Origin of the sequence: Streptococcus sp. Marseille-P6264, assembly GCF_902460355.1 — a bacterium.
Taxonomy (GTDB): Bacteria; Bacillota; Bacilli; order Lactobacillales; family Streptococcaceae; genus Streptococcus.
Genome location: NZ_CABPTO010000002.1, coordinates 235729 through 250236, shown reverse-complemented (window position 1 = coordinate 250236; position 14508 = coordinate 235729). Strand labels below are relative to the sequence as shown.

At 31.6% G+C, this 14508-nt stretch carries 12 protein-coding genes and 2 pseudogenes; 4 read left to right on the top strand and 10 right to left on the bottom strand.

From position 1 onward, the window contains the following. Window positions 1-950 (bottom strand): annotated as a pseudogene (locus FZ941_RS04880) (IS110 family transposase); the annotation flags it as partial. 439 nt (window positions 951-1389) lie between these two features. Here FZ941_RS04880 and FZ941_RS04870 point away from each other — a divergent pair. Then, a pseudogene (locus tag FZ941_RS04870) lies at window positions 1390-1575 on the top strand (transposase); the annotation flags it as partial. 328 nt (window positions 1576-1903) lie between these two features. Here FZ941_RS04870 and FZ941_RS04865 read toward each other — a convergent pair. The 7 genes from FZ941_RS04865 to pezA all read right to left on the bottom strand — a co-directional run bounded on the left by FZ941_RS04865 (window position 1904) and on the right by pezA (window position 7264). Beyond that, window positions 1904-2983 (bottom strand): Abi family protein, encoded by a 1080-nt coding sequence (locus FZ941_RS04865; RefSeq protein ID WP_148887049.1) that lies wholly within the window; start codon window positions 2981-2983, stop codon window positions 1904-1906. A gap of 327 nt (window positions 2984-3310) precedes the next feature. After that, on the bottom strand, window positions 3311-5017 hold the full coding sequence (locus tag FZ941_RS04860) for a DUF2326 domain-containing protein (RefSeq protein WP_148887048.1): 1707 nt from the start codon (window positions 5015-5017) through the stop codon (window positions 3311-3313). Continuing rightward, a complete protein-coding gene (locus FZ941_RS04855) occupies window positions 5007-5240 on the bottom strand; it encodes an ABC-three component system middle component 6 (protein ID WP_044814943.1) in 234 nt (77 codons plus the stop codon). Before FZ941_RS04855 ends, FZ941_RS04860 begins: the two co-directional genes overlap by 11 nt. Beyond that, window positions 5227-5790, bottom strand: a complete 564-nt coding sequence (locus tag FZ941_RS04850) for a hypothetical protein (protein WP_148887047.1) — start codon at window positions 5788-5790, stop codon at window positions 5227-5229. The genes FZ941_RS04855 and FZ941_RS04850 overlap by 14 nt, the downstream gene beginning before the upstream one ends. Then, on the bottom strand, window positions 5791-5970 hold the full coding sequence (locus FZ941_RS04845; protein WP_148887046.1) for a hypothetical protein: 180 nt from the start codon (window positions 5968-5970) through the stop codon (window positions 5791-5793). Window positions 5971-6011: 41 nt separating this feature from the next. After that, window positions 6012-6788 (bottom strand): type II toxin-antitoxin system toxin PezT, encoded by a 777-nt coding sequence (gene pezT, locus FZ941_RS04840; RefSeq protein ID WP_148887045.1) that lies wholly within the window; start codon window positions 6786-6788, stop codon window positions 6012-6014. Next, window positions 6788-7264 carry a type II toxin-antitoxin system antitoxin PezA gene (gene pezA, locus FZ941_RS04835; RefSeq protein ID WP_148887044.1) on the bottom strand — a complete coding sequence of 159 codons (477 nt, stop codon included), beginning with the start codon at window positions 7262-7264 and terminating at the stop codon, window positions 6788-6790. Before pezA ends, pezT begins: the two co-directional genes overlap by 1 nt. A 542-nt stretch (window positions 7265-7806) precedes the next feature. On the opposite strand from pezA, the gene FZ941_RS04825 reads away from it, so the two are divergent. The 3 genes from FZ941_RS04825 to FZ941_RS10735 all read left to right on the top strand — a co-directional run bounded on the left by FZ941_RS04825 (window position 7807) and on the right by FZ941_RS10735 (window position 10172). After that, window positions 7807-8568, top strand: a complete 762-nt coding sequence (locus tag FZ941_RS04825) for a hypothetical protein (protein ID WP_148887042.1) — start codon at window positions 7807-7809, stop codon at window positions 8566-8568. Between the two features lie 128 nt (window positions 8569-8696). Beyond that, complete coding sequence (locus tag FZ941_RS04820; protein WP_148887041.1) at window positions 8697-9059, top strand: hypothetical protein; 363 nt, start codon at window positions 8697-8699, stop codon at window positions 9057-9059. A gap of 867 nt (window positions 9060-9926) precedes the next feature. Further along, the gene (locus FZ941_RS10735) at window positions 9927-10172 is read left to right on the top strand and encodes a hypothetical protein (protein WP_262366270.1); all 246 of its coding nucleotides are present in this window, start codon (window positions 9927-9929) and stop codon (window positions 10170-10172) included. Between the two features lie 82 nt (window positions 10173-10254). On the opposite strand, the gene FZ941_RS10655 is transcribed toward FZ941_RS10735, so the two are convergent. Beyond that, a complete protein-coding gene (locus tag FZ941_RS10655; RefSeq protein ID WP_222861808.1) occupies window positions 10255-11688 on the bottom strand; it encodes a hypothetical protein in 1434 nt (477 codons plus the stop codon). Beyond that, a complete protein-coding gene (locus FZ941_RS04800; RefSeq protein ID WP_222861807.1) occupies window positions 11679-14483 on the bottom strand; it encodes an N-6 DNA methylase in 2805 nt (934 codons plus the stop codon). Before FZ941_RS04800 ends, FZ941_RS10655 begins: the two co-directional genes overlap by 10 nt. Between the last annotated feature and the right edge of the window lie 25 nt (window positions 14484-14508).

Here is a 14508-nt window from a genome sequence, read left to right as displayed (position 1 = left end):
GCGAGAAAGTTCCCAGATTCATAGTGTCTCAGGTCAATGCTAATAAAAGCGTTGATTTGATTGGTAGACTGAAAGCGACGAATATCTCCCAATTCGCCAATGATAGATGTCGCTGTGGTTTCTGCGATGCCAGGAATTGACCGTAAGATGTCATACTCTGGTAAAAGCTGAGCTAGAGCTACCATGTCGTTTAAGACAACTTGTCTGCGTTCAGAAAGACGAAGCAATTCTTGAGCATAGTAACGAACCTCTTCAAGCATTGGAGAGGTTTTCTTGACCGCACAAAAAGATTGTTTAGCGAGTTTTATAAGTTTATCAGTCAGGTAAGCAATACGCTTTTCAGAGATGCGTTTGGAGGTAGATTGACGGATAATCTCACACAAGTTACTTTGAGATAGGCTTAATACAAACTCTTTGCATGGAAAAGCCATCACTAAGTTTCAATATTGCTCTCCAGTAGGTGTGGATAATAGATTTTCCAATTCAGGAAATGTGACTTGTAGGACCTTGTGCAGACGGTTTTTAGTTCGAACAAGATCTTCTGTCATATTTTGATAGAAACGGCTTAAATCACGCAGGTGTTGATAAACTTCTTCCTGCACGTAAGTTGGTTTACGATTGTGCACAAGCTAAGATTTAGCCAGCTTTTCAGCGTCAATTTTATCTGTTTTACGAACTCGCAGACTATCCAATTGCTTCTTAGCTTCCAGTGGATTTAGCCGTGTGTAAGCGTAACTATATTCCTCAAGAAAGGCTTGAAGACGTCGAGAATAGACACCTGTAGCCTCAAATATAATCTCAGGGTTATGAACAGTTTTCAAGTCGCCCAACAGGCGATTGAATCCAATAGCATCATTGAGTATGGTGTAGCCATGAACCTTCTCACCGTTGACTAAAATGGCCACCTCAGAACTTGTTTTACTGACATCAATTCCAAATACTGCACGCATGACATTACCTCTTTTGTCTTGAATAATTCCATGCTTTAGTGATTTTATTTTCAATACGCGACGTTTAGCGTCCTACATACTTTGATCAAACTCCACCTAAAACAAGGTGTCTTGCCAGTTTGTCAAGCGACGTCTAGCGCCATAGAGCCCTACGACTTTACAAGACACCACTACTTTAACATAAAGAAAAAGTAGTGAGTACTCTCTCGCATCGGAGATTTCTTCACTACTAATCTTAGTATGTTTTCTACAACAAAATAGACTCTATAATTCCTATGGTGGCTTTACCCACTACAGAAATTATAGAGCCAAGAACTTTAGCTTGCATACCCAATAGCTAAAGTCCTTTTGGTAGTGTAAAATAGGTTGTGTAAACACAAAAAGGAAGAAATCCGTTATAGTAGAGTTACGAAACATTACTAGAACGAGGTTTATTCCTATGACTCAGTTTACCACAGAACTACTTAACTTCTTAGCCCAAAAGCAAGATATTGATGAATTTTTTCGTTCATCCCTTGAAACAGTTATGAACGATCTGCTTCAAGCAGAGTTATCAGCCTTTTTAGGGTATGAGCCTTACGATAAAGCTAATTATTTTAAAGCCAACAGTCGTAACGGAACGTATTAACGGAAATTCAAGGTTCAAATATTTGGGGTGAACAGAAAAAGCATCCCGTATTTTTGATACGAAATGCTTTCAATAAGTTTAAATAAGTTTTAACGTTTACTAAATTGTGATGCTTTACGAGCTTTCTTAAGACCTGGTTGGAAACACTTCTATTTGAATACGTTTCAAGATGCGCTTAAAATCAATGTTTTCCCACGTTTTCAGTAAGAACAATTTCATCTAATTTGAATAACTTTCAGTTGAATGGTGTGAATTTTACACTAAAAATACACGAATTGAGCTAGATTTTACCAAAAAGTTCACACCATTTTGGTTATTATTAGTTTTATGCATTCTTTTTCTGGATTTTTAGCAATTCAAACCAATTTTCTGGAAAACCATAATTTACAAAATCGATTTCATAGCGATGACTCTCTTCCAACAATCGTTTTAACTTATCATTCCAAAATAAATGTGACTCTTCAGACATAGATATTATAATATGCCTCATTGCCACAAAATAGACAAATAATTTTTTATCATCATCATCATCTAAACAATCACACACCAATTCTTCATCAGCACGATGAATAATTGGTGGCAAATTGTGCAACCGACCATATAAACGTCCATTATGGGAACAGATATTTCTCAAGTAGCGAAGAGCATTACACCATGACAACAATACCTTAGCGGCAATTTTATTTGTTTGATCTAAGGGTAAACTTACATAGGAAGCAACCTTATTTCTATAAAGAGGCTGCAACGCAACCAAAAAAGAAGAAATATTCCCAAATGTCATCAAGCGGAAAACTGTCCAAGGAAGTACTACCCCAAATTCAGATATCTGTTTTTTAACTATATTGTCTTCACTTTTTTGCAATATCAGGCTAGATAAATAATATTTCGTTCGAAGAACTAAATCTTTCCTATGGGGGTCATCCTTACTATATTTTTTACTCTCATTATAATACAACTCATCATCTTCAAAAATATAGATTTCTTTATTATAGCCCAATGTTATAGCATCTGAGGTACTCTTTTTCAAAAAAACTTCAATACGTTCTAAAATCTCTTGAAGAAAATTTCTTAAATAGCTGTCAAATAAATAGGCAGTTTTTGCTTTGAAATAATTACGTTCCGTTAACTTACCATACTGTGAGAATGATTGAAAATCAATATCTCTTAAAAAATTAACGCAATCTTCTTTATAAAAATCATCGCAATCTTTTTTTGAGAAATTCCATTTAGATATATATTTCATGTGGTCATAAAGCTTCTCTTCCGATAACGATGGTTCAATTTCTTTCTTCAATTGAGTTGGTGCTAAAATCGGTTTATAATGTAAATATTCTTTATCAGAAATATCAACTTCTAATGGTAAATATTCTTTAAAATTTTTGAGTTCAAATATGTTATCTGACATGAATAATATTCCCTCTATGTATAAAAAAAGGCCACCTAGTTATGCCCAACGGCACCTTCGATGACTTCAAATCTAAAGTAAGTATAACAAAACATAAAATATTTGTCAACAATATTCTATATCTTCAATGGTAGAAAATAAGTATCTAAATTATTTCTAATAATAGAACCGAACTGTTTGTATATATCTGGCTATAAACCCTTTCGAATATCATTTGGTATAGGAAATTTATATTATCGATAACCATAATAAAAACTTCTCTTAAATTATTCTTAGGTATCCGATTTAGATTATAAATAATTAACAATGAACATTTAATAACTCACTTCATTTCTCAAACAATCTATCTTTCATAGAAAGTTCCAAAATAATCATTTTGTTTTGTTCCTCCAATGACATCCCAGAGGATACCAACTTTTCTTTTAAAATCGCTGAAATATATTGTATTTGATTACTTTCCACTTCGTCAACTAACGCCCTAATATCATCACCTTCAATACTCTCAAGAACATCATGTACAATAAATTTAGGAGTTGCTTTATTAATTTTTCTAGCAAAAAGTTGATAAGCAATATCGTATGCAGCAATAAGAGACTTTCTAGTCCCTGTACTTGTACCTTCAGATAGTTGGCCAATTGAAACTGGAAATTCATCTGTCTTGGGATTATAAAGTAAGACAGGCTGTTCTTTATTTATTCGACCTGCAACGCTCTTAAAATAACTATTAAAAATATCCATTTTTTTCTGGTATTCTACTTCATTATTTTTAACAGTCTTCTCCAGTTCAGATAGTCTTTTTTCTATAGACTGTTTTTGCTCCTCAATGTTTTCTAAGCTAATAATTGTTGAATTATTTTGTACTTTTTTTATTTTTAACTCATTTAGTTGATTTAATTTATCATAATATAAATCTACTTTATTTTCTTCTACTAAAGAAATAAATTCTGAATTTTTTTCAGTCAATTCCGTCAATATATTTTCTTTATTTTCCTTTTCTCTTATCAATTCTTGAATTCTATCATTAAAATAAGACAATTTATTTATACTCAATTGGGAATTAAATTCAACTAAATCCAAAAAAGTTTTAGTAATACTAGGTAGCAATTCTGAAATTTCTTGAAAAAAGTCATTTGCCAGTTCTTGATTAACTATTCTTTGGGATTTCTCCTCAGCCTCTTTGATATATTTTTGTAACTGTAAAATGTCAAAATCAATTTTACTTAATTGTCGACTTATCTCCTCGTATTTTTTTCTAATATCGTTGATATGAATTCTATTTTTCTCAAATGCTTTTTTATCCACTAAATCATTTATTTCTTTTTCTAACCGATCAATTTCTTTATCAATTGCAACATTAATTTGTTTTATTTTTACAACATCATCTATAGTATTTGTTTTTTTATAATTCTCTTCCTTACTTTTTATTTTTTTTAATTCCTGTTTTAATTTACCAAGCTCTAAATCGTTTTTAGGATCTGAAATATCGAACAAATAATTATATATAGCACGATATTCCGAAATATTTGAAAAATTATCTAATACTTTTAAAAATTGAGTATTATCCTTAGTCATTAAAATTCGTACAAATGACTTTATTGTGCTTCTAAAACTTGGCTTTTGAGAGCTGTTTTCAAACAATAATTCATTTAAATATTTGTTAACTTCATCATATGAAGTTTGCTCACCATTAATATATCTCTTACCTCTGTTAAACAACTCTGTCTTTATAGAAACTTCTTTAGAAGGATGGTTGAAATCATCTATTAACACCATATCAGTATAGATTTTTTGATTTTCAATGAACAATCTTAATTGCTCATTAACACTCTGTGTTTCATAATCTTTAAAAATGGCATCTTTACTTTTTGCCCCTAAACTTAAATCCAGTAGTTTTAAGCATGTTGTTTTTCCAACTTTATTATGCTTATCAGACTTCTCCGAATCTACTATAAAATTAATTCCATTTTTAAATTCTATTTTTCTCAATATAACATCAGTATTTTTACTGATAATACTCAAACTTTTAATGAACACTCTCAATATCTCCTTCATTATTAACTCTTATTTTATCTAATAGAAAAAGAAAATCTAGTGCTAAAATAAAAAAATCATAATTTAGTTCATCTTCAATTTCTTTTTGAAGTTCTATATAAAGACTTTCTATATTGACTATCTTCTTTAAAATCAAGCCATGTACAATAGCTGAAAGATAAAAAATAGTCTTTTTGGGCTCAGCATTTTTATCAAGTAATAACATTATTATCCCCCATATAAATATTTGGATTCAATAATATCTGACACTCCATGACTCCATATTGAAGAAGTGCAATAATAAATTTATCCAATTCTAAGTCATCAATTTGACTAGATAAAAAATCAGGATCTCTCGCGATTCTTTCTTTGATATCATCATGCATCTTTTTCAAACATTCATCACCATTACCTACTGTCGGATTTCCTTCTGCATCTATAGGAGTATGATCCATAAAAATATTCTTTATATTTTCAACTACTCTTTGACTATCTGTGAATTCATCTTTTAGTACCTCTTCTAGTGAAATATAGTTACCGAGACCCTCTTTAAATAATCTAATATATCTCCTAGAATTATTAAATTGTAGTTTTGCTTTTAATTCAGCTGGTTGTTCAAGTAAAAATTCTTCATCGTTTTGAGAGTGAAATCCTTCAACATATTTTAAAAGCTGAAAAATAACAGTTGGGATCAATGTACGCTGCTCAATATTTGTTATGTATAAATTTTGAGTATTATTATTGCTATGATTTCCAATACTCTGAGAATTAGCCATCTATTTCCCCCTATCACCAATATTTTGCACATTATTACTACTATTATTACCTATATTTTGACTATTATTAGAATTTTTTATAATTACTTCAATATCTTTCTTATTTTTAAGAGAAATTACCGTAGCATATATACCAAACAACGATCCAACTATTCCTAAAATTGTATTTACAGTTTCCATTATCTATCCCTCATATTATATACTAAATATCTATGTGAAAATTAATTTTCCACCGTCACACTTCCCCCTAGCTCTCTCAACCGTTCCTGCCCCATCTTCAACATCTCTTCCTCCACCTTACTCCATTTTCCGAAGAGGCATTCGTGTAGAACTTCTGCTGCTGAGGTTTCGTCTACTTGCGAATCATAAACACACGATTGATCTCTTTGATAAATTTGAATTTGATTAAAAATCTTGTCATTTTCTAACTCCCGTAAGTTATCAACTAAATGTTCTACAATTCCATCATGGTGTGCTTTAGAAGTTACTCTAGCTTGACTAGGATTTATAGTATAAAGCTCTTCGTAACGTATCAAGGTGCTAAGGTAGGACAATTCTGGCTTGGTCGCAATCAGTGCAAGTGAGACTTGATATCCTCTAATTGCCAATAATTGGGCCGTTTTTCGGGGAACTTCTGTTGTTCTCAAGGTACCCTCGATTAATAAATGATAACCTTTTTTACTCAACTCATCTACAAGATATTCAACCATTTGTCCCGCGAATACTTTGGTATAATCCACACTATCTTTGCCATACTTTTCCTGTAGGCCAAGGTAGTTCGGATGAAAAGAGCGATAACTATCCCCATCAATGATAATGATATTACCTTGAAATTCCCTTTGTTTAATACGATGAATCGTTGTTTTCCCAGCACCACTCTGTCCACCGAGCAAAATAGCCTTAGGATGAGATGAGGTTGTTTTTCCACGAGTTAAAGAACGAACGAGTCGTTTGGAGGCTTGTTCAAAATTATCTTGACTAAATTCTTCTAGCTTCATTAAGCCACCACCAGATGACTAGCTTGTTCTAGCATACGTTCAATGCCATCCAAATAGCCATTATATCGCTCTACATCCTCAAAAGTTGCAACAAGATAAATCTTCGTGTTAATTAAATCAGACAGATCATCGCTCATTAGAACCCACGGATTAGAAGTATCATTAAATGCAATTCCTTGTTCATCTTGAAAACGATAAAGTCGCGCTAAGACATTCGCCCCCCGTTCCTTTATTAATTCTATTTTTAAAGTTAACTGGTAATCTTCTACTGGCGTAAGCATCTTTTCCTCCCCTATGATATCGATATAGGAAACATTAAATTTCTGGCAAATACGGTCTATCAATTCTGTCGAAACTGAGCTTGTCCCATTTTCATAGCGGCTCAAACTATTTCGTGAGATACCAACAATCTTTGCGAACTCAGGTTGGGTTAGATCATGTGTTTTACGTAATATTTTTATATTTTCTCCAATCATAAGAGGCCTCCTTTAGTTATTTCTTATTATAGCATAAAAAAAGAAAACACACCATTTTTGGTGCGTATAGTCTTGCTACATTCTATACTTCTTTTAACAGATCTGTTGATAAGCTTCTTAGAATAGAAGATTCCAACATAGTTCCTATGACAGTTGGTGAGTTCGCCCTAAGATCTCTGAAACAATAAGGTAAACTTTGAGGTGAACTTTTTCAAAAAATACGAAAAAAGCACCCATAAGATAAACTTTTGAGTGCTTTGAAATATTGATATAAAGCCGTTTCTTAACGCTTTGAGAACTGGCTAGCTTTACGAGCTTTCTTAAGACCTGGTTTGACAAGGTCTCTTTTTATGTGAATTCAAAAAGCCACAACCATAACCTCTTTCAAAACCTTTTATCGAAAAAGATTTCAAAAAATTTGAATGAATTATTTTAAAACAGGGAAACTATTTCCCAATCTTCCTATCGTTGATGATATCAGCAGGTAAAAGTTATTAATTTTATAATTAGTATTATATAATAGAAGAAAACGGAGGTCAATAATGATAGATGAAGAACTAAAGGCTAATATTATGCCTGCAACAGTTTTATTGAATAACTTTGTTGATAACGAAAGTCACTCAAACTATGAATACTTCCTAATGGAATATCTCAATCAATCCCTATTCTTTCAAAAAAAATCAGAACATCATGTATATGAACACCCTTTAAGTGAAAGCAATTCTGAACCAGATGCAACCACACCTTCTTACGAGATTGACTTTAAACTTCTAGCTTCAAGATCCTATCTCAGAGGTCTGCGATTAGCTAGCCCAAGCGTATCAGTTCCATGCAAAGGTGTAACAGCTTACGGGCCACCTAGAGAACCGAATAAAAATTTTAGAGTTGGCGAAATTCATAAAATATTTAGATCCTTAACACTCGATGATATGTTGTATTTACGAGAAAATCAAAACAATAAACCTCTATGTGATGAAGTTGATATTCTCGACGTATTAAACACTATAGAAACAGAAAAAAATTTACTACTTTTCTTCCCTTATATGTTCTATACAAAACGAGAAATAAAGCAAGATAAATTAACATTTCTTGTCAAGGAAGCTATAGAAAATGACTTTATTGAATTAGCAACCTACCGAAGTCGTTCTGTTCCAAAATTTGAAACATATATTGTTACCGAATGTAACAACTATTTCATTCTATTCACATTCAACCCTACAGGCTTTCAATACATAGAAAAAATTGAAGTTCAGAGGCTACCAACCTATGTTAAGTTACTTAAATATTCCAAACAATTTAGATAAATTGTCTACACATTAACCACTATTTTCCGAAAAAGACTTATTTTCCCGAAAGAAGGAAAACTAACTTAAAAAATTAATGTCTTACACCTGTAATATTCCTTTGATATAATAGAAATGGAGGTAAGCAAATGAAAAGATTTATCACATTACTTTTAGTGTCTCTATCTGCCGTTTTATTAATTGCCTGTTCTAACCAATCAAGCAATTCTTTAGATGGCGAATACTACTGGATAAACGAGAGTCGAAATGAAGTTGCCTTTACCATTTCAGGTAACAAAGGAAATATCAATAAAGGGGAGGCTGATGCCTTTACAATTGATAAAGATAGTTCAACAATCGAACTGACTGGTTCTAATATCATAAATAGAAAAGAGAATTATACCTTCAAGGATGGCGTATTCACTGTAGATATTTCAGGAACGAAGCAGGACTATTACAAAAAGGGTAGTGAAGCATATAAAGAAGCTGTGAAGAAATACGGCAACAAGTAAACTTTCAAACTATTCGTTATTCTTTATACAATAAAAACGCTTTGATTGAAGCGTTTTTTGTTGTCCCATTAACAAAGGGAAATTGGGCATAATTTATTTTTTAGTGCTTTTCAGGCTATATTTTGATCATTTGAGGAAAGCAACATTATTTTTAAGAATTTACCTGATAAGATAGGAGTATGAAAAATTTAAAAGAAGATAACATTCAAAAATCCTTATGGCACATCAAACGACATTGCGAGAATATAGAGAAAAATACTGATATTCTTAGAAGAAAAATCGAACTCCTTCATCTGAAGGAAAGTGTCGAGATACTAAAGAGAGTTTTTAACGATGAGAAACCCTATCCGAATTTGGATAGGGAGGAAGTGTTTTGATACATGTCTCACTTAATTTTAGTTCAGATTCTACATTTTGGAAAATCTGGCTTAATAAGCGTTTATTTCAACCAGTTTCAAAAAGCTTTAGCTTCAACATTTTTAGAATTACCGCTCAAATTTTATTATATTTGATTCAATTATATCAGAATGGTGTAAATTTTGCTGATCTTCCAAAGGGGAATCAAGCAAAGTCCTAACATAAATATTATACCATTTATTAATTGAAATATATATAAGATAATTCAAAAGATTAGGTCTACTTAAACGGACTTATCAAAAAATTTCCGTTATAATGGACATTATTTTATTTTTTAGCAGACAAATATTATCTATTATAACAGTAGAAAAGGAAAATTTCACCACGAAAAAAATCTTATCATTTCTACTTCTTACCCTATCAGAGTTTATCCTCATTTCTTGTTCCCCACAAGACAACCTAGATGACAACTACTATTGGATTAATACCGAGAATGGTCTAAGAAACGAGTTGTCATTCTCTATCAAAGATACTGAAGGTACGATCGATAAGGAAGAGTATGACAAATTCACCATCAATAGTAAAAACAACACCTTTGAACTTTCTGGTGAAGAGGTTTCAGCTAAAGAAGTTACTTACAAACATTCTGACGGTGTTATTACCGTAGATATTAGTGGTACAGAACACGACTATTATCTAAAAGGAACGGATGCTTACGAGGAAGCACTTAAGAAATACAATGAATTACAAAACTAAAATCTTCTTTATACATAATTTAAAAAGGGCTACGAAACTAATAAAACAATAGTTTCGTAGCCCTTTTTTCTAGAATGGACTTTTAACTTTTCAGGCTTTGTTCAATTAAACTTTCAACTTCCAATTGCTTTTCTATAATTTGTTCAGTTGATTGATTCTGCAAGTCTATCTCTCCTTTTATCAAAGAAACGATTCTTTCTTGCTCCTCAATGGTTATATCCGGTATAGGAAGTTCCTGAATTTGACTAGGAAATATATTTAAGTTGTTTCCCAGACCTTTCCAGTTTACTTCCAATAAATGTTGGAAATAAGTTGTCCTGAAATAATAGTAAGCAAATCTAGGTAAATACGATTTAAGTCTAATTCTCATCGTAAAATCGGCAAATATTCCTTCATGATTATCATTATCAATTAAAGCGACTTTGCCTATTGTCCCCTTACCAGATCTTGCTAAGATTATATCACCTTTTTGAATAGACTTGGTTGCTTTATTTTCATTATAATACTGTTCTGATATTGTCTTTGCGTTCTCAGAATCAGGATTAAATCTCCAATCCTTTATAGCAGCCATTGATATATAATAGCTTTCTCCTTCTTCGTCATAATTGACAGGTGATATACTTTTACCTAAGACGATAGGTTCTGAAATATAGTCCTTTATCTTTTTCGATGACTGTTTCTTTAACTCATTATATACATACTGTCCGGATGGCCAATGAAATTTCACACTATTACGAAGATCTAAATTCGCTGAAAAACTTTCTAAACTGGTTTGGAAAATTCTAATTTTCCTTTTCTCATGATACTCATTTAAATTCAAACTGAATTCTTGCTTAAATATATCATTTATTAATTGGCTTTCAGGTTTTCTGGTACGCTCTAGTTGTAAAATTTCACTCTCTCTTTGCTCTATTTTCTGCAACAATTCCTGTTCTTTTTTTAAAAGTAAATCAATTATCGATGCATCAAACTTCATAGATAAGAGATCCGTTTCATTTAATGTTGGATATCCTTTACCTTGTCTAGAAATCGCAATCAGATTCTCAAAAAACAAAGTTCGCATGCAATAATACATAATCTTACCCATCTTTTTAGGTCGAATGTGTATAAAAGCAGAAGTATAATAATATTTCGAATTATCATCATCAATTAGTAAGATCTTCTTTAAATAAGGTCTTACTTTTGAAATAAGTATATCCCCCTTTTGAACTTTTATAATATTTCCTTTTTCAATTTTCTTATAATAATCTTCATCTTCTAACTGACGATTATTAAAATTTAATTTTACAGGAAATACATTTCCTAATTTATCCGCATTTCCAATTTCGACATAATAAAAATCATCGTTTAGATTCTCTAAAGGTACTTTATGATCATTAACTATCTCAAAGAGTTCTTTGAATTTATAGAATCGATTAACGACAGCATTTTCAAATGAAATAAAATTTGAGTCATTTCTCAGACTTGGCTCTAAAGCCATTCTTTGAAATTCAACGTTATAAATCTTTACTGCCATTCAACTTCCCTCAAATAATCCAAAACTTTTATTTTTACTCCACTTCTCAAAGCTACCCTATGAGATATAAATGGCTTAAGGTACGGATTTAGAAATACAGATTGCAACTCACCTTGTTGTATTCGATCAAAGTATTCATCTTTCAGTTTTCCGTCATCATACAGTTTATCTATTAGATCTTCTAGCTCAGCAATTTCACGTTCTAAATTAAGTCTTTTCGTTTCTAACTTACCTAATTCATCTAGTGATTTTTTTGTTTCGTTCTTTTCTAGATTTTCTATCTGACTCAACACACTAGTTAGTTCTGATAACAATGGCTTCATAACCTCCTCTTTATCCAACGTTTGGGGTGCGATTTCTAAATCATAAAGATCATTTGGCATTTCTTTTTCAGATCGTTTAGTTCTCTTATAACCTACGTTGTCAACTTCAGCCATAAATATTGAATAAGACAGTTCCTTTGCAACTTGATTAAATACCCACCATGTATTTACAAAACCAAATACTTCCTTTGTGTCCTTATCTAGTGTAATTAGATCAATCAACTCTTGTCGATAGGTTTTGAGTAATTCTATGATCGATAGATTTTCATCAATTGAATCGTAAACATTTAACAAATAGAGAATATTATTTTTTCTCTGTTCTTCATTTTCAGAAGCTATAGACCATTTACTATTCAAAGTTATATTTGATAATAATTCTTCAAGTTCTGAAAAACTCTTTTGAACAAGAGAATCCTTATCCGATTTTTTCAACTGATAGCATTTTTTTATCTGTTTATATAGCTCATCCTTTTCTTCAGCCGACAATTCATCAAAATTATCCAGCAATTCCATCAAAGTAAGTAATTCAAGCTCTTTTTCTATCCGTGTCTTTAACTTTTCCCACTCTTTACCATATTTTTTCCACAGAACATTCCATTCGGAGATTTCTTCAGGAGTTTTTTTCTGAGCAAACAGTAAACTTGTTTTTGTAGAAGTATACGGCTCAAAAGTAACTTGTGGAAGACTAATAATTGCTTTAACATTGAAGTACTTATAGATGAATAAACGAATATACTTATTTTCACTAGTATCAAATACACTCTCAGGCAAAACAACTCCCAACCGCCCTTTATCTCTTAATAATTGATAGTATCTTTCGATAAATAAATTTTCAGAGTTTTTCTTATCTGAGAAAAGGAAACCATCATTTAATTTCCGTTTTGTATCTTTGTCTAGATCCACAGAAAAAGGAGGGTTAGTCACAATCACATCAAAGGCCTTGTTTACCTTTTTATTATTATAATATGAGTCTTCCGACGAATTATTTAAGACATTAGGAGCTTTCTCGCTATTGTATTCCATAAATGGCAATAAGCCATCACCGTTTGGACTTCCAACGAAGATATTAGTTGAACCATCACCATGCAAAATCATATTAACCTTTGTAGCTGTCCCCAAGTTAAAATTGATATCCGACCCATATATGTAATCCTTCGCCCATTTATTTTCTCGATGGTCTGGTGTAAACCATTGATCAAATTTATCTTCAACATCCCTACTAGTCGCTAGTTGGTCCTTAAAGCGTCGCTTCAAGTTCTCAGTAATGAATTTCATATATTCGATAAGAAATGTCCCGCTCCCAGAACTCGGATCAATCATATATGGAATTTCTTGATCTTTATTGACACGTTCAATTGCTAACTTATCAACTTGTAATCCCCACAATAAAAATTTTACAACATTGATATGGGTAAAGAACTGTCCTTTACTTTGTTTGAAACCTTCCCTAATAATTCCTTCAAAGAAATCACCAAGTATATCTTTACCCGTGAATGAATTTTTTCCATCAACAAAAGAATAAGATTCCAGTGTTTGCACAGTATATTTTAGTTTAGAAAGAGAAAATTTATTTACATCAATAACTTTTGCATCTTCTACTTTTGATACATTCATTCTCTGATTTAAAGCACGTTGATATAATAAGTTAATCCGATCAAATAATACTTCATCAGATTCGATAGCATTATCCTTAACATCAGCTAGAATTTGAAAGTCATACTGATCTCCATTTCTTTTCTCACTTTCATCCTGTATTTTTGCAAGAATGATATTTACCAAACTGGAAAAGACTTCATTATCATCTGTTCCACCTCCTCCCCATAGTACATTATGGAGATTAACTCTAATTCCGTCTATCTGTTCATGAGTAAAATTTTTCTCTAAATCTTTATCACTACCTTTACAGTAAGGCTGTTTTTGAGCAATACCATATCTTTTTGGAATTTCATCGGAGAAATCTCTTACTTTTTCCCAACTCTCATAAGATTTAAATTTTTCAAAATCAATGATAATTACTTTATCTTTTATTGTTTCACCATTAATTTCATATGTATAATACGCCAAATATTTAACACCAGTCTTTGCATCCTCACTTGGTGCTAAATTAAACAATTGATTTTCAATTGCTTCTTCTTTTTCTTTCTCAAATTGATCTGGCTCTTTTACTTCAATGAAAAGAAATGCTTTTCCTTCATTATCACGTACAATTACATCAACACGTGGACGTTCTTTAGCTTTTTTTCTACCTACTGGGTATTCTGTTTCAATTTCAATTTTTCCAATTTCATAATCTAATTCATTAACAAGTTTTGATAATAAATACGATCTAACCTGTTCTTCAGGAGTGAATGAGGAAATACTCCAACCTTTTAAGTTTTCAGTATATTTCACTTTTTTATTTGTAAAATCAAATTCTTCTACAACTTTATTTTTTACAGTAGATAAATAGAGTTCCAATGCACTCGTCATCATTTATTCTCACTTTCTCTTTATAAAT

Coding starts and splice junctions, on each gene's coding strand:
- FZ941_RS04825 (WP_148887042.1), top strand. CDS start 7,807: ATGATAGATGAAGAACTAAAGGCTAATATTATGCCTGCAACAGTTTTA.
- FZ941_RS04845 (WP_148887046.1), bottom strand. CDS start 5,970: ATGGAAACTGTAAATACAATTTTAGGAATAGTTGGATCGTTGTTTGGT.
- pezA (WP_148887044.1), bottom strand. CDS start 7,264: ATGATTGGAGAAAATATAAAAATATTACGTAAAACACATGATCTAACC.
- FZ941_RS04865 (WP_148887049.1), bottom strand. CDS start 2,983: ATGTCAGATAACATATTTGAACTCAAAAATTTTAAAGAATATTTACCA.
- pezT (WP_148887045.1), bottom strand. CDS start 6,788: ATGAAGCTAGAAGAATTTAGTCAAGATAATTTTGAACAAGCCTCCAAA.
- FZ941_RS04850 (WP_148887047.1), bottom strand. CDS start 5,790: ATGGCTAATTCTCAGAGTATTGGAAATCATAGCAATAATAATACTCAA.
- FZ941_RS04855 (WP_044814943.1), bottom strand. CDS start 5,240: ATGTTATTACTTGATAAAAATGCTGAGCCCAAAAAGACTATTTTTTAT.
- FZ941_RS04800 (WP_222861807.1), bottom strand. CDS start 14,483: ATGATGACGAGTGCATTGGAACTCTATTTATCTACTGTAAAAAATAAA.
- FZ941_RS10655 (WP_222861808.1), bottom strand. CDS start 11,688: ATGGCAGTAAAGATTTATAACGTTGAATTTCAAAGAATGGCTTTAGAG.
- FZ941_RS04820 (WP_148887041.1), top strand. CDS start 8,697: ATGAAAAGATTTATCACATTACTTTTAGTGTCTCTATCTGCCGTTTTA.